General features: G+C 73.2%; 19 protein-coding genes. 10 read left to right on the top strand and 9 right to left on the bottom strand.

Annotation, left to right across the window (positions count from 1 at the left end):
* Positions 1-9 precede the first annotated feature (9 nt).
* A complete protein-coding gene (locus ACH4ZX_RS03485) occupies positions 10-462 on the bottom strand; it encodes an ATP-binding protein (RefSeq protein WP_398266792.1) in 453 nt (150 codons plus the stop codon).
* 357 nt (positions 463-819) lie between these two features.
* On the opposite strand from ACH4ZX_RS03485, the gene ACH4ZX_RS03480 reads away from it, so the two are divergent.
* Together ACH4ZX_RS03480 and ACH4ZX_RS03475 are read left to right on the top strand one after the other, a co-directional pair.
* On the top strand, positions 820-1,647 hold the full coding sequence (locus ACH4ZX_RS03480) for an enoyl-CoA hydratase family protein (protein WP_360747933.1): 828 nt from the start codon (positions 820-822) through the stop codon (positions 1,645-1,647).
* 2 nt (positions 1,648-1,649) lie between these two features.
* Positions 1,650-3,950 (top strand): bifunctional salicylyl-CoA 5-hydroxylase/oxidoreductase, encoded by a 2,301-nt coding sequence (locus ACH4ZX_RS03475; protein WP_398266788.1) that lies wholly within the window; start codon positions 1,650-1,652, stop codon positions 3,948-3,950.
* Here the strand turns inward: ACH4ZX_RS03475 and ACH4ZX_RS03470 are convergent.
* From ACH4ZX_RS03470 to ACH4ZX_RS03450, 5 genes are all read right to left on the bottom strand, one after another.
* Positions 3,934-5,229, bottom strand: coding sequence for a sulfate adenylyltransferase subunit 1 (locus tag ACH4ZX_RS03470; RefSeq protein WP_398266785.1), 1,296 nt, complete (start codon positions 5,227-5,229; stop codon positions 3,934-3,936). The two genes, ACH4ZX_RS03475 and ACH4ZX_RS03470, sit on opposite strands and share 17 nt — an antisense overlap.
* Before the next feature lie 2 nt (positions 5,230-5,231).
* On the bottom strand, positions 5,232-6,131 hold the full coding sequence (cysD, locus tag ACH4ZX_RS03465) for a sulfate adenylyltransferase subunit CysD (protein WP_398266782.1): 900 nt from the start codon (positions 6,129-6,131) through the stop codon (positions 5,232-5,234).
* The gene (cysC, locus tag ACH4ZX_RS03460) at positions 6,128-6,679 is read right to left on the bottom strand and encodes an adenylyl-sulfate kinase (protein WP_398266779.1); all 552 of its coding nucleotides are present in this window, start codon (positions 6,677-6,679) and stop codon (positions 6,128-6,130) included. Before cysC ends, cysD begins: the two co-directional genes overlap by 4 nt.
* A gap of 117 nt (positions 6,680-6,796) precedes the next feature.
* Positions 6,797-7,609, bottom strand: coding sequence for a PaaX family transcriptional regulator C-terminal domain-containing protein (locus tag ACH4ZX_RS03455; RefSeq protein ID WP_398266776.1), 813 nt, complete (start codon positions 7,607-7,609; stop codon positions 6,797-6,799).
* A 19-nt stretch (positions 7,610-7,628) separates the two neighbouring features.
* Positions 7,629-9,221: an AMP-binding protein gene (locus tag ACH4ZX_RS03450; protein WP_398267633.1), complete on the bottom strand. Its 1,593-nt coding sequence runs from the start codon at positions 9,219-9,221 to the stop codon at positions 7,629-7,631.
* A 165-nt stretch (positions 9,222-9,386) separates the two neighbouring features.
* Between ACH4ZX_RS03450 and ACH4ZX_RS03445 the strand changes: the two genes are divergently transcribed.
* Both ACH4ZX_RS03445 and ACH4ZX_RS03440 read left to right on the top strand, forming a co-directional pair.
* The gene (locus tag ACH4ZX_RS03445; protein WP_398266773.1) at positions 9,387-10,646 is read left to right on the top strand and encodes an acyl-CoA dehydrogenase family protein; all 1,260 of its coding nucleotides are present in this window, start codon (positions 9,387-9,389) and stop codon (positions 10,644-10,646) included.
* A complete protein-coding gene (locus ACH4ZX_RS03440; RefSeq protein WP_398266770.1) occupies positions 10,643-11,041 on the top strand; it encodes a RidA family protein in 399 nt (132 codons plus the stop codon). Before ACH4ZX_RS03445 ends, ACH4ZX_RS03440 begins: the two co-directional genes overlap by 4 nt.
* A 123-nt stretch (positions 11,042-11,164) precedes the next feature.
* Here ACH4ZX_RS03440 and ACH4ZX_RS03435 read toward each other — a convergent pair whose 3' ends face one another.
* The gene (locus tag ACH4ZX_RS03435; protein ID WP_398266767.1) at positions 11,165-11,359 is read right to left on the bottom strand and encodes a DUF5999 family protein; all 195 of its coding nucleotides are present in this window, start codon (positions 11,357-11,359) and stop codon (positions 11,165-11,167) included.
* Positions 11,360-11,657: 298 nt separating this feature from the next.
* Between ACH4ZX_RS03435 and ACH4ZX_RS03430 the strand changes: the two genes are divergently transcribed.
* Positions 11,658-12,083, top strand: a complete 426-nt coding sequence (locus ACH4ZX_RS03430; RefSeq protein WP_398266764.1) for a DUF6299 family protein — start codon at positions 11,658-11,660, stop codon at positions 12,081-12,083.
* Positions 12,084-12,203: 120 nt separating this feature from the next.
* Here the strand turns inward: ACH4ZX_RS03430 and ACH4ZX_RS03425 are convergent, their stop codons facing one another.
* A complete protein-coding gene (locus ACH4ZX_RS03425; RefSeq protein WP_398266761.1) occupies positions 12,204-12,485 on the bottom strand; it encodes a DUF6059 family protein in 282 nt (93 codons plus the stop codon).
* Between the two features lie 214 nt (positions 12,486-12,699).
* Here ACH4ZX_RS03425 and ACH4ZX_RS03420 point away from each other — a divergent pair, with 214 nt between their 5' ends.
* The 4 genes from ACH4ZX_RS03420 (at position 12,700) to ACH4ZX_RS03405 (ending at position 16,422) form a co-directional block, all read left to right on the top strand.
* Entirely contained in the window at positions 12,700-13,500 is an 801-nt protein-coding gene (locus tag ACH4ZX_RS03420) for an AfsR/SARP family transcriptional regulator (RefSeq protein WP_324785313.1), read from the top strand.
* Positions 13,501-13,620: 120 nt separating this feature from the next.
* A complete protein-coding gene (locus ACH4ZX_RS03415) occupies positions 13,621-14,400 on the top strand; it encodes a thioesterase II family protein (protein WP_398266758.1) in 780 nt (259 codons plus the stop codon).
* A gap of 143 nt (positions 14,401-14,543) precedes the next feature.
* On the top strand, positions 14,544-14,957 hold the full coding sequence (locus ACH4ZX_RS03410) for a DUF4260 family protein (RefSeq protein ID WP_398266755.1): 414 nt from the start codon (positions 14,544-14,546) through the stop codon (positions 14,955-14,957).
* 202 nt (positions 14,958-15,159) lie between these two features.
* On the top strand, positions 15,160-16,422 hold the full coding sequence (locus ACH4ZX_RS03405) for a cytochrome P450 (RefSeq protein ID WP_398266753.1): 1,263 nt from the start codon (positions 15,160-15,162) through the stop codon (positions 16,420-16,422).
* Between the two features lie 159 nt (positions 16,423-16,581).
* Here ACH4ZX_RS03405 and ACH4ZX_RS03400 read toward each other — a convergent pair whose 3' ends face one another.
* A complete protein-coding gene (locus tag ACH4ZX_RS03400) occupies positions 16,582-17,844 on the bottom strand; it encodes an FAD-dependent monooxygenase (RefSeq protein WP_398266751.1) in 1,263 nt (420 codons plus the stop codon).
* Positions 17,845-18,103: 259 nt separating this feature from the next.
* Here ACH4ZX_RS03400 and ACH4ZX_RS03395 point away from each other — a divergent pair, with 259 nt between their 5' ends.
* Complete coding sequence (locus ACH4ZX_RS03395) at positions 18,104-20,056, top strand: HAD-IIIC family phosphatase (RefSeq protein ID WP_398266749.1); 1,953 nt, start codon at positions 18,104-18,106, stop codon at positions 20,054-20,056.
* Positions 20,057-20,168 lie beyond the last annotated feature (112 nt).

Here is a 20,168-nt window from a genome sequence, read left to right as displayed (position 1 = left end):
CCGCCCCGGCTACACCGGCCGCCGCTGGGGCGGCACGGCCGACAGCCGGAACCACACCGCCTTGCCGGACTCGGTGGGGCGGTGTCCGCAGGACGAGCTGAGGGCCCGGATCAGCAGCAGCCCGCGCCCGTGCTCCTGCCACGGGTCGGGTTCGCGGGCGTCGGGCCGGGTCAGGTTGCCCGGCGGCGCCGGATCCGGGTCGTGCACCTCCACCTGGCAGCCGTTCGGCAGCAGCTCCACCACGAGCTCTATGGGCGCGTCGCCCGCCGTGTGCTCCACCGCGTTCGCGACCAGCTCGGCCGTGAGCAGTTCCGCGGTGTCGCTGTCGGCCCCGTGCTCCAGCTCGGTCAGCGCCGCGCGCACCAGCGCACGGGCCACCGGCACGGCCGCGGCGGAGTGCGGCAGCGCGATGCGCCAGGAGGCGGAGGCGGAGGGGGGCTCGTACAAGGCGGGTCCGTTCATGAGCAGGCTGTCCTGCCGTCGATCGTGTGCATGGTACGGGTCGGTCCGGCGGGGACACCGGGCGGGCGCCGTCCGGGGTCGTCGGCCCCGATGACGGGCGGCTTACCCGGGTGAACGCCGGCCCGCGCACCGCCGATCCCGCTGTTACCGATCCATGGACGAGCCGTGACGTATGTGACGAAGCCCGGTCGGATGAACCTATGAAGCCCGGTCGGATGAACCTACGAAGCCAGGTCATGCGAAGCCGGTCAGGCGCCCCGACGTATCGCGCCATCATGACGACAGTCACACATCGGTGATAGCTTCGAGGGGCAGAGGTCCGTGAGGCAGTGCCCGCCCCCGAGGAGGCCGCACGTCATGAGTCCCTTCACCGGCTCCGCCGCCCGCACCCCCCGTTGGCGGCACCTGCGCGTCGACCTCGCCGACGGCGTCGCCACCGTCACCCTGGCCCGCCCCGACAAGCTCAACGCCCTCACCTTCGGCGCCTACGCCGACCTGCGCGACCTGCTCGCCGAACTGTCCCGGGAGCGGTCGGTACGCGCTCTGGTGCTGGCCGGCGAGGGACGCGGCTTCTGCTCCGGCGGCGACGTCGACGAGATCATCGGCGCGACGCTCTCCCTGGACACCGCCCAGCTCCTCGACTTCAACCGGATGACCGGGCAGGTCGTCCGGGCCGTGCGGGAGTGCCCCTTCCCGGTGATCGCCGCCGTGCACGGGGTGGCCGCGGGCGCCGGCGCCGTGCTGGCCCTGGCGGCCGACTTCCGGGTCGCCGACCCCACCGCGCGCTTCGCGTTCCTGTTCACCCGCGTGGGCCTGTCCGGCGGCGACATGGGCGCCGCCTACCTGCTGCCCAGGGTCGTCGGGCTCGGCCACGCCACCCGGCTGCTGATGCTCGGCGAGCCGGTGCGGGCGCCCGAGGCGGAGCGGATCGGCCTGATCAGCGAACTGACCGGGGAGGGAGGCGCCGACGAGGCCGCGCACGCGCTGGCCCGCCGCCTCGCCGAGGGCCCGGCCCTGGCGTACGCGCAGACCAAGGCGCTCCTGACGGCCGAACTGGACATGCCGCTGGCGGCCGCGGTGGAACTGGACGCCGCCACCCAGGCGCTCCTCATGAACGGCGAGGACTACGCCGAGTTCCACGCCGCCTTCACCGAGAAGCGGCCGCCGAAGTGGCAGGGACGGTGACCATGACGGCGTCACCGGACGCGACCGGCCGGGCCCGGCGCATCGCGGTCGTCGGCGGCGGCCCCGGCGGCCTGTACGCGGCGGCGCTGCTCAAGCGCCTCGACCCGGCCCGCGAGGTCACCGTCTGGGAACGCAACGCCCCCGACGACACCTTCGGCTTCGGCGTCGTCCTGTCCGACGAGACCCTGGGCGGCATCGAGCACGCCGACCCGGTGGTCTACGAGGCCCTCCGCAAACAGTTCGTCCGCTGGGACGACATCGACATCGTCCACCGCGGCGTCCGGCACACCTCCTCCGGGCACGGCTTCGCCGCCCTCGGCAGGAGACGGCTCCTGGACGTCCTGCACACCCGCTGCCGCGACCTCGGCGTCGAGCTGCGCTTCCGCTCCGAGGCGCCGCACCCGGACCGGCTCGCCGCCGGTCACGACCTCGTCATCGCCGCCGACGGTGTGCACAGCACCACCCGCGAGACCTACGCCAATGTGTTCCGGCCCCATGTGGCCTCGCACCGCTGCCGCTACATATGGCTCGCCGCCGACTTCGCCTTCGACGCCTTCCGCTTCGAGATCGCCGAGACCGAGCACGGCGTCATGCAGCTGCACGGCTACCCCTACGCGCCCGACGCCTCCACGGTGATCGTCGAGATGCGCGAGGAGGTGTGGCGCGCGGCCGGATTCGCCGACCTCGACCCGCAGGCGTCCCTCGACCGCTGCGCCAAGATCTTCGCCGACGCCCTCGGCGGCCGCCCCCTGCGCTCCAACAAGTCGGCCTGGACCACCTTCCGCACGGTGGTCAACGAGCGCTGGTCGCACGGCAACGTCGTGCTGCTCGGCGACGCCGCCCACACCGCCCACTTCTCCATCGGCTCCGGCACCAAGCTCGCCGTCGAGGACGCCCTCGCCCTGGCCGCCTGCCTGGAGGAACAGCCCTCCACGGAACAGGCGCTGGCGGCCTACGAGGAGGAGCGCCGGCCCGTCGTGGCCTCCACCCAGCGCGCCGCCCGCGCCAGCCTGGAGTGGTTCGAGAACCTCGGCCTGTACCTGGACCAGCCGCCGCTCCGGTTCGCCTTCAACCTGCTCACCCGCAGCCGCCGCGTCACCCACGACAACCTGCGGCTGCGCGACGCCCGGTTCACCGAGGCCGTCGAGCGCGAGTTCGGCTGCCCGCCCGGCACGCCCCCCATGTTCACCCCGTTCCGGCTGCGCGGCCTGACCCTGCGCAACCGCGTCGTCGTCTCGCCCATGGACATGTACTCGGCCGTGGACGGCCTCCCCGGCGACTTCCACCTCGTCCACCTGGGCGCCCGCGCGCTCGGCGGGGCCGGACTGGTGATGACGGAGATGGTGTGCGTGAGCCCCGAGGGCCGCATCACCCCCGGCTGCACCGGCCTCTACACCGGCAGGCAGGGCGAGGCCTGGCGGCGGATCACCGACTTCGTGCACCGGCAGGCGCCGGGCACCGCGATCGGCGTGCAGCTCGGCCACTCCGGCCGCAAGGGCTCGACCAAGCTGATGTGGGAGGGCATGGACGAGCCGCTCCGGGAGGGCAACTGGCCGCTGGTGGCCGCCTCCCCGCTGCCGTACAAGCCCTTCAGTCAGACCCCGCGCGAGCTGACGCGTGCTCAGCTCACGGACATCCGCGAGCAGTTCGCGGCGGCCGCCGCGCGCGCCGCCCGGGCCGGCTTCGACCTGCTCGAACTGCACTGCGCGCACGGCTATCTGCTCTCCGGGTTCCTCTCCCCGCTGACCAACCGCCGCACCGACGCCTACGGCGGCTCGCCGGAGGGGCGGCTGCGCTTCCCGCTGGAGGTGTTCGACGCGGTACGCGAGGTGTGGCCGCAGGAGAAGCCCATGACGGTGCGCATCTCCGCCACCGACTGGGCCGAGGGCGGGACCACGGCCGCGGACGCGGTCGACATCGCCCGCGCCTTCGCCGCGCACGGCGCCGACGCGATCGACGTGTCGACCGGGCAGGTGGTGGCCGACGAGCGGCCCGAGTTCGGGCGGTCGTACCAGACGCCGTACGCGGACCGCATCCGGCACGCCACCGGTGTGCCGGTGATCGCGGTCGGCGCGATCTCCTCCTGGGACGACGTCAACTCGCTGATCCTGGCGGGCCGCGCCGACCTGTGCGCGCTGGCCCGCCCGCACCTGTACGACCCGAACTGGACGCTGCACGCGGCGGCCGAACAGGGCTACGACGGCCCGGCCGCCGTCTGGCCCGCGCCCTACCGGGCGGGCAGCCGCCGCCCGCAGACCGGGCGGACGGACGCCCCCAAGCCCCGCCTCACGCTGGGCGGTTGAGGTCGGCCATGCCCGCGGTGAGCGTCGCCCCGTCCGCCGGGTCGATCAGGACGAACGCGCCCGTGCGCCGGCAGTCGGCGTAGTCGTCCAGCGCGAGGGGCTCGGCGGTGCGCAGGCAGATCCGGCCCAGGTCGTTCACGGACAGTTCGGGGGCGCCGGCCAGGTCCTCGACGACCGCCTTGACGGTCCTGGTGGTGTGCCGCACCAGCACCCGGTCGCCGACCCGCAGCGGACGGTCGGCCAGGTGGCACACGGCCGCCCGGACGCGCTGGGTGAGCACCGGCACGTCGACGCCCGCCGTGATCATGTCGCCGCGCGAGACGTCCCGCTGGTCGGCGAGACGCACGCTCACGGACTGCGGCGCGCAGGCCGCCGAGGCCGCCGTGCCCAGCACGTCGATGCCGGTGATCTCCGAGGTCGCGCCGGACGGGTGCACGGTGACCCGGTCGCCCACGCGCAGCGCCCCGGACACCAACTGGCCCGCGTAGTACCGCTCCTCGCCGTGCCGGATCACGTACTGCACCGGGAAGCGGGCGGGGCCGTCGGCCGCCCCGGCACCCACGGGCACGGTCTCCAGGAACTCCAGCAGCGCCGGGCCCCGGTACCAGTGCATGTGCGCCGAGCGTGCCACTACGTTGTCCCCGGCGAGCGCCGAGACCGGGATCGGGGTGAACCCCGGGAGCCCCGACTCAGCCGCGTCACCGGCGAACTCCTCGACGATCCGCTCGAACTCCCGCTCCTCGTACCCGACCAGGTCCATCTTGTTGACGGCGAGGACGACGTGCGGGACGCGCAGCAGCCCGGCGACGGCGGCGTGTCGGCGGGTCTGCCCGACGACGCCGTGGCGGACGTCGACCAGGATGACCGCCAGGTCGGCGGTGGAGGCGCCGGTGACCATGTTGCGGGTGTACTGCACGTGGCCGGGGGTGTCGGCGAGGATGAACCGGCGGCGCGCGGTGGCGAAGTAGCGGTAGGCGACGTCGATGGTGATGCCCTGCTCGCGTTCGGCGCGCAGGCCGTCCGTCAGCAGCGCCAGGTCGGGACCGTCCTGGCCGCGGCTCGCGGAGGCGCGCTGCACGGCCTCCAGCTGGTCGGTGAGGATCGACTTGGAGTCGTGCAGCAGCCGTCCGACGAGCGTGGACTTGCCGTCGTCGACGGAGCCGGCCGTCGCGAACCGCAGGGTGTCGATGGTCGGGGTGTCGATGGTCGGGCTGTCGATGGTCGTGGTCCCGATGGTCGGGCCGTCGATGGTCGTGGTCCCGATGGTCGTGCCGGTCATGGCTAGAAGTACCCCTCGCGCTTGCGGTCTTCCATCGCGGCCTCGGAGAGCTTGTCGTCGGCGCGGGTCGCGCCGCGCTCGGTCAGCCGGGAGGCGGCGATCTCGGCGATCACCTTCTCGACGGTGTCGGCGTCGGAGTCGACGGCGCCGGTGCAGGACATGTCGCCGACCGTGCGGTAGCGGACCTGCCGCTTCTCCACGGTCTCGCCCGGCTTCGGCCCGCCCCACTCGCCCGCGGTCAGCCACATGCCGCCGCGCCGGAACACCTCGCGGTGGTGCGCGAAGTAGATGGACGGCAGCTCGATGTCCTCGCGGGCGATGTACTGCCAGACGTCCAGCTCGGTCCAGTTGGACAGCGGGAAGACGCGGACGTGCTCGCCGGGCGCGTGGCGGCCGTTGTAGAGGTTCCACAGCTCGGGGCGCTGGCGGCGCGGGTCCCACTGGGAGAACTCGTCGCGCAGGCTGAACACCCGCTCCTTGGCGCGGGCCTTCTCCTCGTCGCGGCGTCCGCCGCCGAAGACCGCGTCGTACCGCTCGCTCTGGATCTTCTCCGTCAGCGGCAGCGTCTGCAGCGGGTTGCGGGTGGAGTCGGGGCGTTCGCGCAGTACACCCCGGTCGATGTAGTCCTGTACGGAGGCCACATGGAGGCGCAGCCCATGGGCGGCGACCACACGGTCCCGGTAGTCGAGCACCTCGGGGAAGTTGTGCCCGGTGTCCACGTGCAGCAGTGAGAACGGCGCCGGCGCCGGCGCGAACGCCTTCAGCGCCAGGTGCAGCATGACGATGGAGTCCTTGCCGCCGGAGAACAGGATCACCGGCCGCTCGAACTCGCCCGCGACCTCCCGGAAGATGTGCACGGACTCCGAATCCAGGGCGTCCAGGTGGGACAGACCGCGGTTCACACCAGCCCCCGCTCCGCCAGCACCGCGTACACGGCGCCGGCCGACTCCCGCGGGGTCTGCTGCTGCGTCGGCAGCACGAGGTCCGGGTCGGCCGGCGGCTCGTAGGGGTCGTCGACGCCGGTGAGCCCGGTCAGCCGCCCCGCGGCCTGCCGTGCGTACAGCCCCTTGACGTCCCGCTCGCTGCACACCTCCACCGGCGTGGCCACGTGCACCTCGACGTACGGCGTCGCGCTCGCCCGGTGCCGCTCGCGGACGGCCGCACGGCTGTCCGCGTACGGCGCGATCACCGGGACGACCGACAGCACGCCGTTGCGCGCGAGTACCTCGGAGACCAGGCCGATGCGCTGGACGTTGGTGTTGCGGTCCTCCCGGGAGAAGCCCAGGCCGGCGGAGAGGAAGCGGCGTATCTCGTCGCCGTCGAGGACCTCCACGCGATGTCCTTCGGCCTTGAGCCGTTCGCCGAGGAGGCGGGCGATGGTCGTCTTGCCCGCGCTCGGCAGCCCGGTGAGCCAGACGGTGGCTCCCTGAGCCCTGCCCGTGGTGGCCATGCGCAACGGTCCTCTTTCTCTACCCGGCGGACGGTGCGTGGAACGCTGGGTAAGAAATTTGAGAAGAGGGACAGAACAAGCTGAGGGTTCCGTAAGTGACCAGTGATGTGTCTGAGCTCACAGCCCCGCGAACTCGGCCCCCGCGTCCCTGAGCCGCTCGTGCAGTCCGCGGAACACCGTGGCCGAGCGGGCGCCCGGCCAGTCCCCGGGCAGCAGCCGGGCGGGCAGGCCGGGGTCGGCGTAGGGCAGGTGGCGCCAGGAGTCCAGGGCCAGCAGGTAGTCGTGGTAGGCCTCGTCCGGCGGGGTGTCCGTACGCCGCTCCCACGCCTGGAGCACGCGCGCGTGACGGTCGAGGAACGCCTCGTGCTCCTTGGCGATCGCGGCCAGGTCCCACCAGCGGGCCACCGCCTCGGCGGTCGCGGCGAAGCCGAGGTGCTCGCCCCGGAACAGGTCGACGTACGGCTCCAGGCGCAGCCGCCGCAGGGTGTGCCGGGTCTCCTCGTACAGCCGCGCCGGGGCGATCCACACCCCGGGCGCCGCCGTGCCGAAGCCCAGGCCGGCCAGCCGCGAGCGCAGCACGTGGCGCCGCTGCCGCTCCGACTCCGGCACGGAGAACACCGCGAGCACCCAGCCCTCGTCCTCGGGCGGGGAGGTGGCGTAGATGCGCCGGTCGCCGTCCTCGAGCAACTGGCGTGCCTCGGGGGACAGTTCGTACCCGGCCGCGCCCCGCGCCGTGCGGGCCGGCAGCAGCAGCCCGCGCCGTTTGAGGCGGGAGACCGAAGAGCGCACCGAGGGCGCGTCCACGCCGACCGCGGCCAGCAGCCGGATCAGCTCGGCGACGGGCACCGGGCCCGGTACGAAGCGGCCGTAGGCGCCGTAGAGCGTGACGATGAGAGACCGTGGTGCATGCTGGTCGGACACGTTGATCATCTTAGGTCGTCGGCCGGCATCACTGCCGGTCGGGCCGGGTGCGCAGGCGGAACCTCTGCAGTTTGCCGGTCGCGGTGCGCGGCAGCGCGTCCACGAAGACGATCTCCCGCGGGCACTTGTACGGCGCCAGTTCCGACTTGACGAAGTCGCGCAGCGCCTCGGCGTCCCGCGCGGCGCCCTCCTTGAGGACCGCGTAGGCCACGGCGATCTGGCCGCGCGCCTCGTCCGGCCGCCCCACCACCGCCGCCTCCAGCACGCTCGGGTGGCGCAGCAGCGCGTCCTCGACCTCCGGCCCGGCGATGTTGTACCCGGCCGAGATGATCATGTCGTCGGCGCGGGCGACGTACCGGAACCAGCCGTCGGCCTCCCGGACGTAGGTGTCGCCGGTGATGTTCCAGCCGTCCCGGACGTACTCCCGCTGGCGCGGGTCGGCGAGATAGCGGCAGCCGACCGGGCCCCGCACGGCGAGCAGCCCCGGCTCCCCGTCGGGCACCGGCCGCCCGTCCGCGTCCTGCACGCGCGCCTGCCACCCCGGCACCGGCACCCCGGTCGTGCCGGGTCTGATCCGCTCGTCGGCCGCGGAGACGAAGATGTGCAGCAGCTCGGTGGCGCCGATGCCGTTGATGATGCGCAGGCCGGTGCGCTCGTGCCAGGCGTGCCAGGTGGCGGCGGGCAGGTTCTCGCCGGCGGAGACGCAGCGGCGCAGCGACGAGACGTCGTACGAGTCGAGGTCGTCGAGCATGGCGCGGTAGGCGGTCGGCGCGGTGAACAGCACGGAGACCCGGTGCTCGGCGATCGCGGGCAGCAACTGGCGCGGACCGGCCTGTTCGAGCAGCAGTGCGGCGGCCCCGGCCCGCAGCGGGAAGATCACCAGCCCGCCGAGGCCGAAGGTGAAGCCGAGCGGGGGACTGCCGGCGAACACGTCGTCCTCGCGCGGCCGCAGCACGTGCCGGGAGAAGGTGTCGGCCACGGCGAGCACGTCCCGGTGGAAGTGCACGCACCCCTTCGGACGGCCGGTGGTCCCCGACGTGAACGCGATCAGCGCGACGTCGTCGGCCGCGGTGCCGACGGCCGGGAACGGGGCCGACGGCGCCGGGCGGTTGAGGAGGTCGTCGGGGGTGTCGCCGCCGTAGGTGGTGATGCGCAGGCCGGGGATCTCCGCCTTGGCCAGGTCGTCGACGGACCGGATGTCGCACAGGGCGTGCCGGACCAGCGCCATCTCGCAGATCACCGCCAGCTCGTGCGGCCGCTGCTGCGCCAGCACCGTGACCGCCACCCCGCCCGCCTTCAGCACCGCCAGCCAGCACGCCGCCAGCCACGGCGTGGTCGGGCCGCGCAGCAGGACCCGGTTGCCGGGCACCACCCCGAGGTCGCGGGTGAGGACGTGCGCCAGGCGGTCGACGCGGGCGCGCAGGTCGCCGTACGACCAGGAGGGGCCGGCGGGCGTGTGGAACGCCGGGCGGCCGGGGTCGGTCCCGGCCAGCAGTTCGGCGGCGCAGTTCAGCCGGGCGGGGTAGCGCAGCTCCGGCAGGTCGAAGCGGAGTTCCGGCCACTGATCCGGTGGCGGGAGGTGGTCGCGCGCGAAGGTGTCGACATGGGCCGAGTCGTGCATGCCGGTGCCCCCTTGCCGGGTGGGCGTCATGGCGGGCGTCAGGACGGGCTCGCGCAACGAGCGTATCGTCTTGGTGACGGCAGTCAATGGTCCGCGATACCGTCGGGGGAGTGGCCGCCCGGTCGCGCAGGAGCGGCCGCGGGCCCGCGGCGGAGAGGACCGGCGATGCCCGCATTCTCGCTCGACCCCGCACAGACCGCCTGGTGCGCCGAACTGCGCTCGCTGGCCGCCGAGCGGCTGCGCCCGATCGCCGAGAAGGGGGAGCCGGGCCACGTCAACCGCCCGCTGGTCGCCGAGCTCGGCCGGCTCGGCCTGCTGGAGCGCCTGTTCACCTCGGGCGCCCTCGACCTCTGCCTGATGCGCGAGTCCCTCGCCCGCGCCTGCACGGAGGCGGAGACCGCGCTCGCCCTCCAGGGCCTGGGCGCCCATCCCGTCCACGCGTACGGCACCCCGGCCCAGCGCGACCGCTGGCTCCCCGGCGTCGTCGAGGGGGCGACGGTGGCCGCCTTCGCCCTCAGCGAGCCGCGGGCGGGCTCGGACGCGGCGGCGCTCGCCCTGTCGGCCGACCCCGACGGCACCGGACGCTGGCGGCTCACCGGCGACAAACGCTGGATCTCCAACGCCCCCGAGGCCGACCTGTACACCGTCTTCGCGCGCACCACCCCGGGCGCCGGCGCCCGCGGCGTCACCGCCTTCCTGGTCCCGGCCGACCGCCCCGGACTCACCGGCGAACCCCTCGACCTGCTCTCCCCGCACCCCGTCGGCGCCCTGCGCTTCGACGGCGTACCGGTCACGGCCGACGACGTGCTCGGCGACGTCGACCGCGGCTTCCGCGTCGCCATGACCACCCTCAACCTGTTCCGCCCCAGCGTCGGCGCGTTCGCCGTCGGCATGGCTCAGGCGGCCCTCGACGCGACCGTCGTCCACACCTCCCGCCGGGACGCCTTCGGCGGGAAGCTGAAGGACCTGCAGACCGTCGCCCACCAGGTCGCCGAGATGTCCCTGCGCACGGAGGCGGCCCGGCTCATGGTCTACGCGGCGGCGACGGCGTACGACGAGGGCGCCCCCGACGTGCCCCGGCGCGCCGCGATGGCGAAACTGCTCGCCACCGAGACCGCGCAGTACGTCGTCGACGCGGCCGTCCAGCTGCACGGCGCGCGCGCCCTGCAACGCGGCCACCTGCTGGAGCACCTGTACCGCGAGGTGCGCGCCCCGCGCATCTACGAGGGCGCCAGCGAAGTCCAACGCGCGATCATCGCGAAGGAGTTGTACGCGGAGATGGGCCCGGAGACGGACGTGGGGATGGACGCGGGGATGGACGCGGAGACGGACGTGGGGATGGACGCGGAGACGGACGTGGGGATGGACGTGGGGATCGACGTGGGGACCGATACGGAGCCGTACGCCGCGGGAGGCGCCTCGTGACCGTCGAGCGCGTCAATCCGCCGGAGCTGTCGCCGCCCACCGGCTTCTCGCACGCCGTCGTGGCGACCGGCTCCCGCGTGGTGTTCCTGGCCGGCCAGACCGCCCTCGACACCGGCGGCGAGGTCGTCGGCGACACCCTGGCCGAGCAGTTCGAGAAGGCCCTCGCCAACCTCCTCGCCGCCCTCGCGTCCGCCGGCGGCACCCCCGCGGACCTCGCCCGCGTCACCGTCTACGCCACGGACGTCGCCGCCTACCGCGCCCACGCCCCGCGACTCGGCAGGATCTGGCGGGACCTGGCGGGGCGGGACTACCCGGCGATGGCGGTCGTGGAGGTCGTGCGCCTGTGGGACGACAAGGCGATGGTGGAACTGGACGGGTTCGCGGTACTGCCCTGACGCGGCACCGGCACCGGAACCGGAACCGGCAGCCGACCGTGGGCTGCGACCGGACCCGCCCCCCCCCGGCCGGACCGCCCCCCGGCCGGACCGCGGACCGGCCGGACCGCGGACCGGCTCCGGTCAGGCGGCCACGGCCGGCTGCCCGACCGGCGGCCGGTGCGGCGCGACGGCCCGGCCGTCGGGCGTCAGCTCACCGGTGTCGTCGAACACGACGGTGCCGTCGCAGAGCAGGCTCCAGCCCTGTTCGGGGTGGGCGGCGACCACGTGCTGGGCGGCGCTGTCGGAGGAAGGGCACGAAGACCGGCTGGAACACATGGCGCACCTCCACGTCTGCGGGAATCACCGGACCGGATTCCCTGGAAAGACGATGCTCCCGCCGCGCGCGGGCCGGAACACCCCGCCGCGAAGCGTGACAACACGCTGACATCCCGCGGACAGCACGCGGACAGCGAAACCCGGACAGTACCCGGAAAAAGCACCCGGACGGCACCCGTTATGCCCCTGGACGGTTCCACCACCGCCGGTGCGGACTCGCCACCGAAGGGGTGACGGTGACGGTCGCGCCCGCCCGCACCCGGTAGCAGTGGAAGCCCCCACCCCCAGGAGGTCTCCCATGCCCTTGCGCCCAGTCCTCGGCGCGGCCGTCCTGCTCCTGCTGGCCGCCGTCCCCGCCACCCCCGCCGCCGCGGACCCGCACGAGACGGTGACCGTCGACCGGACGGGCCGCCTCGCGGCGGACGGCACCGTCACCCTCTCCGGCACCTACCGCTGTCTCGGCGGCACGGGCCCGGTCTACGTCAGCTCGTCCCTCAGCCAGGACTCTCCCGGCATCCGCCACGGCATCGGCGGCACCCACGCGGTGTGCGACGGCGCGGAACACCGCTGGGTGAACACGGGCGCGCCCGGCACCCCGGACACCCTCGTCCCCGGCAGGGCCCGGGTCGCGGCCACCCTGATGGAACTCCGCTCCGAGGACGGCCTGCCCATGCCCAGCTTCCGCGCGGCACAGCAGCGAGAGGTGACACTCAAGAACGGCTGAACGGCCGAACAGCCGAACGGCCGAACAGCCGAAACGCCCGGCGGCCCGGCGTCGCGGCGGCGCCGGGCCCCGTTGGCCCCCGCAGGCGACCGCCGACGACCGCCGCAGCGCGTCAGCGCGTCAGCTGCCGGTTCGTTCCGTGTCGATGCCGAGCGACGCCCACAGCTCCCGCTCCTGACGGCTCGGCGGGATCGTGCAGTGCCGCTCCGGATGGCCGGGCGGGGGCCCCGGCAAGGGCCTCGACGAGGCTTTCCGGAGGGCGCGGTCGGAGTCGGTGCCCAGATCGACGTAGTGGACACCGGGCAGGGGACCGGTGAAGAGGACGCCGAGACCGTTGAGCTGGATGAGCAGGTGCCTCATCACGACCGCGCCGGCCCTGCCGAGCCAGAACCTCAGCCTCATACCGGCACTCCTCTCCCGACCTGGTCCGGGGCCGTCACCCGGCGACCCCGTCGGCGCCATGCTCACCGCCCGGCCTGAAGCGTCGCTTAAAGCGGGGGCGGCGTGAATATTTCATGCCCCGACTCAGCCAAATTCCTAGCCGAGGACATGATCGGCTAAGTGTCTTTGCACGCGGTGACGTGTCACTGTTCCGGCAGGCGGAAGGAGCAGTGGTATGGAGATCGGAGTTCTCGGGCCGCTCGTGGTGGACATCTGCGGCACCTCCGTGGTGCCGAGCGCGGCCAAACCTCGCCAGATGCTCGCGCTGTTGGCTGTCAACGCGGGCGTGGACGTGAAGGTGACGACCCTGACGGAGGAGCTGTGGGACGCCAGTCCCCCCAGCGGGCCCGCGGGAGTCGTGCAGACCTACGTCAAGCAGTTGCGCCGGGCCATCGCCCTGGCTCTCGGGCCGGAGCACGAGCGTGCGCCGAAGGACGTCCTGAGCCGCAGCTACGCCGGGTACGTGCTGAACATGCCCACGTACGCCATCGACGCCGAGGTCTTCCAGCGGCTCACCGCCCGCGGGCTGCGGTCCCTGGCCGGCGGCGACGACGAGTCCGCGTCGCAGCTGCTGGGCGAGGCGCTCGCCCTGTGGCGGGGGCCGGTCCTCGCCGACGTAAGGATCGGACCGGCGCTGCGCCTGGAGTCGCTCCGGCTGGAGGAGACCCGGCGCTCCGCGCTGGAAGGACGGATCACCGCCGATCTGCGGCTCGGCAGACACGCCGAGGTGATCGGTGAACTCCTCACGCTCACCGAGCGGTTCCCGCTGGAGGAGAGCCTGCACGGACTGCTGATGCTGGCGCTCTACCGGAGCGGCCGCTCGTGGCAGGCGCTCGAGATTTTTCGAAAGCTACGCGCGTCGACCGTCGAGGAGCTGGGCATCGAGCCCTCCCTCCGGGTCCAGCAGCTGCACCGGGCGATCCTCGCGGCCGACCCGCAACTCGACCTCGTCGTACCGAGTTTGGCGGCCTTTTAGCGGACCCCGGCAGTGTGGGGCCCGCGCCCGCCGGGCCCGGCCCACGGGGATCCGCATCCCACCCCCCACACCGCGCCATCCCCCCACCCACCCCCTGGACGGAACCGAGACGGACCACCCATGACGCGATACCTGTCCCGGAAGCGCCCGGACCACGAACCGGCCCCTGCGACACGGTTGTTCTGCTTCCCCTACGCGGGCGGCGGAGCGTCGGCGTACCGGCGATGGCAGCGCGGCCTCGACGCCCTGGACGCCCGAGTACGGGTCATGCCCGTGCAACTGCCCGGCCGCGAGGAACGGTTCGGCGAACCCCGGTTCACCGAACTGGACGCTCTCATCGACGACATGGACGCGCAGCTCGACGAGGAGCTGTCCGAACCCCACCTCTTCTACGGGCACAGCATGGGCGCGCTCATCGCGTTCACGCTGGCCCGGCGCCGGCAGCAGCGCGGCGCGAGTCTGCCCCGGGCCCTCGTGCTGAGCGCCTACCGCGCCCCGCACCTGCCGGCCCCGGCGATCGCCGACCCGGACGCCGGGGACGAGGAGCTCGTCGCCGGCCTGGCGGCGCTCGGCGGCATCCCGCAGACGCTGCTCGACCATCCCGAGTTCCTTTCCGTGCTGCTCCCGGTGGCCCGCGACGACCTGCGGCTGTGCCTCGGCGGCACGGCCGCGCACACCGAGCCGCTGCGGGTACCGTTGCACCTGTTCGCCGGACGGGGCGACCGGCTCGTCAGCGTCGACGAGGTGCTCTCCTGGCGGCGGCACGCGGGCGCAGGGTACGCCGTGCGGACGATGCCCGGCGGGCACTTCTTCGTCAGGTCGCACGAGGACGTGTTCCTGCGCGAACTCGCCTCCCTTACCCGCCGGTACGCCACAGCGCGGGAGCGGATCGCGGTGTGAACCGGCGCCGCCGCGGCCGGCCGTGAGGATTTCACGCTCCGGCAATGCGCGGGTCATGCCGGACTCCCGCCGTACGGGTATCACCATGCCCGTACGGCGGCGCCCCGCGGTGCCCGCGGAACCATCGCGAAAGGAACAGCACCGTGACCCACGACGCCACCGAGGGCGCCATCAGGAGCTCGGCCTCTCGGCAGGTCCGCATCGCCTGGGGCGTGCTGGCCGTCTTCCTGCTGATCTGGGCGGTCTTCGAGGCGGTGAAGTACGGCGGATGGGTGATCGCCGCGGTCGTCGCCGGCATCGTCGTGCCCGACCTGTCGTTCCTCGCCGGTCTCTCCGGTCCGCACCAGCACGGCCGGCTGTCTCCCAGGGCCGTTCCCCTCTACAACCTCCTGCACCGGCCCGTCGTCGCCGTCGCCGTCATGCTCGGCTGCCTGATCCCCGACTCGCCGGCCGTCGCCGTTCCCCTGTTCAACTTCGGTCTGGCCTGGCTCCAGCACATCGCCTCCGACCGGGCCTTCGGCTTCGGCCTGCGCACGGCCGACGGCTGGCAGCGCTGACGCGGGGCGACCCCGGTAAGAGACGCCGACGCGGGGCGACTCCGGCAGAAGACACGGTTCCCGGGCGGCCTCGGTGCGCTTTGGCCCCGCGCAAGCCCCTGCTGCGAGGCTCGTCCGGTCCCCGGGGCGGCGCATCCCGCCGCCCCGGGGACCGGACCACCGCACCCCAGTAACCGCTGAGCACTGTTGCCGGAGGAAACGCATGGACACGACGGAGACGACGGACACGACGGAGACGACGGAGACGACGCAGGGCGGACCGGAGACGGACCAGCCGATACTCAGCTACCCGTTCCACCGTCCTTCGGCCGTCGAAGTTCCGCCCGTGTACGAGGAGTTGAGGGACAAGTGCCCGGTGGCCCACGTCCGGCTGCCCAGCGGCGACGAGGGCTACGTGGTGACCCGCTACGACGACGTGCGCACCGTCCTCGCGGACGCCAGGTTCAGCCGGGCCGCCACCATCTCCCCCGACGCGCCGCAGCTCACCGGCACACCCCCGGTGCCGGGCAGCCTGTTCACCACGGACGCGCCCGAGCACACCCGGCTGCGCAGGCTGGTCTCCCGCGAGTTCACCGCCCGCCGGGTGCAGAACATGCGTCCGCGCATCCAGGAGCTGACCGACGGTCTGCTGGACGAGATGGAGAAGTTCCAGGGGCCGGTCGACCTCAACGCGGCGCTGGCCTTCCCGCTGCCGGTGATGGTCATCTGCGAACTGCTCGGCGTCCCCTTCGAGGACCGCGACCGGTTCCGTGAGTGGTCGGACGCGTTCGTCTCGCTGACCGCGCACACCGCGGAGGAGACCGCCGCGCAGCGCCAGCAGATGATCGAGTACCTGGCCGCCCTGGTCGCGCGCAAGCGGGAGGAGCCGACGGACGACCTGATGGGGGCGCTCGTCGCCGCCCACGACGAGGAGGGCAGCCTCAACGAGTACGAGCTGATCGTGATGGCGGCGACCATCCTCGTCGCCGGTCACGAGACCACCGTCAGCATGATCGGCAAGATGGTCCTGACCCTGCTCCGCCACCCGGAGCACATGGCCGCGCTGCGCGAGCACCCCGAGATGATGGACCACGCCATCGAGGAACTGCTGCGCGTCAACCCGATCGGCGACGGCGGCCCGCTGCGGATCACCCTGGAGGACGTCGAGGTCGGCGGCACCGTCATCCCCAAGGGCAGCGCCGTACTGGCGGCGGTCTGCTCCGCCAACCAGGACCCCGCGCGCTTCCCCGGCGCGCAGGCGAACGAGTTCGACCCCGCGCGGCCCGAGGCCGTCCACCACGTCGCGTTCGGCCACGGCCCGCACTTCTGCCTGGGCGCGGCGCTGGCCCGGGCGGAGCTGCAGATCGTCCTCACCTCGCTGCTCGACCGCTTCCCGGGCCTGCGGCTCGCGGAGGACGTCGAGTCCCTGGAGCTGACGACCGGCATGATGGTGCACGGCCTGACCCGCCTGCCCGTCACCTGGTGACGCGCCCGTAGGCAGCACCAAGGCCCCGGCCCGTACGCGTCCTGCGTACGGGCCGGGGCCTTCACACCGTCCGGTCCGCCGACACTCACCGGTCTCCGTCCAGGCCCCGGTCCCCGTCCGGGCCCCGGTCCCGGTCCAGGCCGTGATCCGGGCGGTCGGTCACACGCGGGTGTCGGGGGACTGCGCCTCCACGACGTGCGGACCCGGCTTCTGCAGCTGGAAGTACGCGCCTCCCAGCACCCGCTCCTTCAGCTTCTGGCTCTGGTCGACCACGCGGTACAGCGAGCGCCGGAACACACCGCCGGCGCCGTGCAGGGCGAACAGCCGCTCCTGCCGCAGTTGCAGACCGCGCGACTTGCCGACCGCCTCCTCGCGCGCCCGCTGGAACTCCTCGCACGCCCGCAGCAGCGCCGTCTCGCCGCCGCCCGCGTCGAACGCCTCGCGCACCAGCGGGGCCAGCGTCACCGCGTCGATGATCGCGTGGTTGACGCCCTGCCCGAGGATCGGCGTCAGCGTGTGCGCCGCGTCGCCGATCAGCACCAGGCCCGGCATGGACCAGCGCGGCACCAGCGCGGTGAAGATGTCCAGCATCGACGTGTCGGACCACGAGCGGACCTCGCTGCGCACCGACCCGGACAGCTCCGGCGCGAGCAGGTCGAGACGCTCGTACAGCGCGGTCAGCCCCTGGGCGCGCAGCTCCTTCAGACCGCCCTTGGGGATGTTGAAGCCGACGCGGACGCTGTTCGGGTGGGTCGGGATGAACAGCCCGTGCTGGTCGCCGCGGATGCGGATGCGGTACGTGCGGTCGTCCCACTCGGGCGGGAACGGCAGCTTCAGCCACACCACGTCACGGTCCAGCGGCAGCTTCGTGTACGGCAGGCCCGCCATCTCGCGGACCTTGCTGAACCGGCCGTCCGCCGCCACGGTGAGCGCCGCCCGCACCGTGATCTCGCCCTCCGGGGTGCGCGCCGTCACCCCCGTGACCGGCCCGCTGCCGTCGGCCGCGCGCAGCAGCCGGGTCGCCGTGGCCCGCCGCACCAGGACGAAGTGGTCCGGGTGCTCCTCCTGCCCCAGGGCGGCCAGCGCCGACAGCAGCGCCGGCTGGGGCATCTCCACCGGGTAGGGGTGCGGGTACGGGAAGCGGCGGAAGTCGGCGCGCAGCACGGTGCTGCCGGAGTCGACGATCTCCATTCTGTGCATCTGCTGGTAGGCGCCGTTCAGGCGGCCGAGGACGCCCAGCTTGTCGAGCAGCCACACCGAGTCGGGGGAGACCGACTCGCCACGGAACGACCGGTCGAAGTGACCGCTCTGTTCCACGACCACGACGGAGACCGAACGCTTGGCGAGTTCCACGGCCAGCGTGAGTCCCGCCGGGCCTCCTCCGACCACACACACCTCTGCGGTCAGCTCACTTGTCGACATCAACGCTGCCTTTCAGAAGGAGTCATCCTCCGCATGGTCCGCAGCCCGCCTAAAGAAGCTCTTGCGGGAGCCGGGGCGGTTCTCGCGGGCGCCGGGGCGGCTCGTGCGGGCGCCGCGAAGCCGCTCCCGCGGCCGCCGCGAAGCCGCTCACGCGGGCGTCCCTTCCGGCCCGCGCGGGCGGCCCGGCGCAAGCCCGTCTTTAGGACCGGGGCACAAGCTCCGGAACGCCCGCCCGCCCCGGCAGAGAGGCGAACACATCGTGAGCACAGCAGTGACGACGCCGCCCGGCCCGGAGCCCACCGGCACCGCGAGCCCCCTCGACCGGCTGCGCGCGCTGTACGGCGAGAAGAGGCTCGCCGCCGAATACCCGGCGGTCCCCGGACTGCTCGCCGAACTCGCGCGGCAGGACGACTGGCCCGCCCAGCTGTCCCGCGCGGGCCGGCTGCTCGCCAGGGTCGCCCCCGAGGACATCGCCGAGCGGCACCCCGGCGTCGAACCCGCCGGCGTCGCCGTCACGGGACACGGCACGCTCGACGCGCTGACCGCACCGCTCACCGCCGAACTCGCCCGCCACGGCATCCCGTCGCGGGTGAGTGTCGGCGAACACGACGCGTGGCTGCGCGACCTCCAGGACCCCGGCAGTCATCTGTACGCCCCCGGCACCGAACTCGCCCTGTGCCTGCTCGACGCCCAGGCCGTCTTCGACGAACTGCCGCTGCCCTGGGGCCCGGAGGACGTCGCCAAGGCCGTCGCCGGCAAGCTCGAACTCCTCGACGCGCTCGCCGCCCGCTACGACGAACACGGCACCGGCACGCTCGTACTCAACACGCTGCCGCTGCCGGCCGAGCACCCGAGGCAGCTTCTCGACCACCGCTCACGCACCGAACTGTCCATCCTGTGGCGGGAGTTCAACATCGGTGTGCTGCGGCTGGCCGCCGCGCACCCGCGGCTGCACATCGTCGACCTGGAACCGCTGATCGCCGAGGGCGGACCGGTCCGCGACCCGCGGCTGGCCGCCTACGCCAAGGTGCACCTGGGCGAGGAACTGCTCGCCCGGTACGCGCGCCAGGCGGGCCACCTGCTGCGGACCCTGCGCGGCCGGACCCGGAAGGTCCTCGTCGTGGACCTCGACAACACCCTCTGGGACGGCATCCTCGGCGACGACGGACCCGACGGCATCGCCGCCGCCACCACCTACCGCGGTGAGGCGTTCGGCCGGTTCCAGCGCGTCGTCAAGCAGATCGGCAGCCAGGGCGTGCTGCTCGCGGTGTGCAGCAAGAACGACCGCGAGCCGGTGCTCGACGTGCTGCGCACCCACCCCGACATGGCCCTGCGCGAGGACGACTTCGTGCGGATCCACGCCGACTGGGAGCCCAAGGACGGCGCCATCCGCACCATGGCCGGCCGGCTCAACCTCGGCAACGACAGCTTCGTCTTCGCCGACGACTCCCCCTTCGAACGCGGCCTCGTCGCCTCCTCGCTGCCCGAGATCGCCCTGATCGCGCTCGACGAGGAGCCGGCGCTGCACGTCGACCGGCTGCTCGCCGACGGCTGGTTCGACGTACGGGAACTGACCGCCGCGGACCGGGGCCGTGCTGTGCAGTACCGCCAGGAGGCGGAGCGGCAGGACCTCCAGCAGGCCACCGGCTCGATGGAGGAGTACCTGCGCGCCCTCGGGGTGACCGTGCAGGTCGCCCCGGTACGCGACCACGAGGTGGCCCGGATCGCCCAGATCACGCTGCGCACCAACCAGTTCAACCTCACCACCCGCCGGCTCCAGGCGCCCGACGTCCGCGAACGGCTCGACTCGCCGGACCACCTGGTGCTGGCCGTACGCTCCCGCGACCGCTTCGGCGACAACGGCGTCGTCGGCGCCCTCTTCGCCCACCGCGAGGACGATGCCCTGCGCATCGACAACATGCTGCTCAGCTGCCGGGTCTTCGCCCGCGGCATCGAGCAGGCCGCGCTCGCCGCACTGCTGGAGCACGCCAGGGACTCCGGGGCGGCCGAGGTGCGCGCGAGCTACCGGCCCACCGCCAAGAACCACAAGGTGCGCGACCTCTACCCGTCGCTCGGCTTCGAGCGGACCGCCGAATCGGCCGACGGCACGCTCGAGTTCCGCCATCCGCTCACCGAACTCCCGCACGTCCCGGCCCACGTGCGTCTCACCGCGGACTTCCACGGCGCCGCGCCCGACGCCGGACGACCGTAACCCACGCCGTACCACGCCGTACCACGCCGTACCACGTCCCCACCGCGGAGCGGAGCGCACAAGCGTCTCCTTAGCGCCGCGGACGACGATCGTGATGTCAGAGCGACCCGTG

Source organism: Streptomyces sp. NPDC020490 (genome assembly GCF_044335305.1).
Lineage (GTDB): Bacteria > Actinomycetota > Actinomycetes > Streptomycetales > Streptomycetaceae > Streptomyces.
This window is presented reverse-complemented; position numbering and strand designations above follow the sequence as displayed.

What these genes read in the sequence shown, in the direction of transcription:
- ACH4ZX_RS03485 (WP_398266792.1), bottom strand. Translation starts at nt 462, where the DNA reads ATGAACGGACCCGCCTTGTACGAGCCCCCCTCCGCCTCCGCCTCCTGG.
- ACH4ZX_RS03480 (WP_360747933.1), top strand. Translation starts at nt 820, where the DNA reads ATGAGTCCCTTCACCGGCTCCGCCGCCCGCACCCCCCGTTGGCGGCAC.
- ACH4ZX_RS03475 (WP_398266788.1), top strand. Translation starts at nt 1,650, where the DNA reads ATGACGGCGTCACCGGACGCGACCGGCCGGGCCCGGCGCATCGCGGTC.
- ACH4ZX_RS03470 (WP_398266785.1), bottom strand. Translation starts at nt 5,229, where the DNA reads ATGACCGGCACGACCATCGGGACCACGACCATCGACGGCCCGACCATC.
- cysC (WP_398266779.1), bottom strand. Translation starts at nt 6,679, where the DNA reads ATGGCCACCACGGGCAGGGCTCAGGGAGCCACCGTCTGGCTCACCGGG.
- ACH4ZX_RS03455 (WP_398266776.1), bottom strand. Translation starts at nt 7,609, where the DNA reads ATGATCAACGTGTCCGACCAGCATGCACCACGGTCTCTCATCGTCACG.
- ACH4ZX_RS03450 (WP_398267633.1), bottom strand. Translation starts at nt 9,221, where the DNA reads ATGCACGACTCGGCCCATGTCGACACCTTCGCGCGCGACCACCTCCCG.
- ACH4ZX_RS03445 (WP_398266773.1), top strand. Translation starts at nt 9,387, where the DNA reads ATGCCCGCATTCTCGCTCGACCCCGCACAGACCGCCTGGTGCGCCGAA.
- ACH4ZX_RS03435 (WP_398266767.1), bottom strand. Translation starts at nt 11,359, where the DNA reads ATGTGTTCCAGCCGGTCTTCGTGCCCTTCCTCCGACAGCGCCGCCCAG.
- ACH4ZX_RS03430 (WP_398266764.1), top strand. Translation starts at nt 11,658, where the DNA reads ATGCCCTTGCGCCCAGTCCTCGGCGCGGCCGTCCTGCTCCTGCTGGCC.
- ACH4ZX_RS03425 (WP_398266761.1), bottom strand. Translation starts at nt 12,485, where the DNA reads ATGAGGCTGAGGTTCTGGCTCGGCAGGGCCGGCGCGGTCGTGATGAGG.
- ACH4ZX_RS03420 (WP_324785313.1), top strand. Translation starts at nt 12,700, where the DNA reads ATGGAGATCGGAGTTCTCGGGCCGCTCGTGGTGGACATCTGCGGCACC.
- ACH4ZX_RS03415 (WP_398266758.1), top strand. Translation starts at nt 13,621, where the DNA reads ATGACGCGATACCTGTCCCGGAAGCGCCCGGACCACGAACCGGCCCCT.
- ACH4ZX_RS03405 (WP_398266753.1), top strand. Translation starts at nt 15,160, where the DNA reads ATGGACACGACGGAGACGACGGACACGACGGAGACGACGGAGACGACG.
- ACH4ZX_RS03400 (WP_398266751.1), bottom strand. Translation starts at nt 17,844, where the DNA reads ATGTCGACAAGTGAGCTGACCGCAGAGGTGTGTGTGGTCGGAGGAGGC.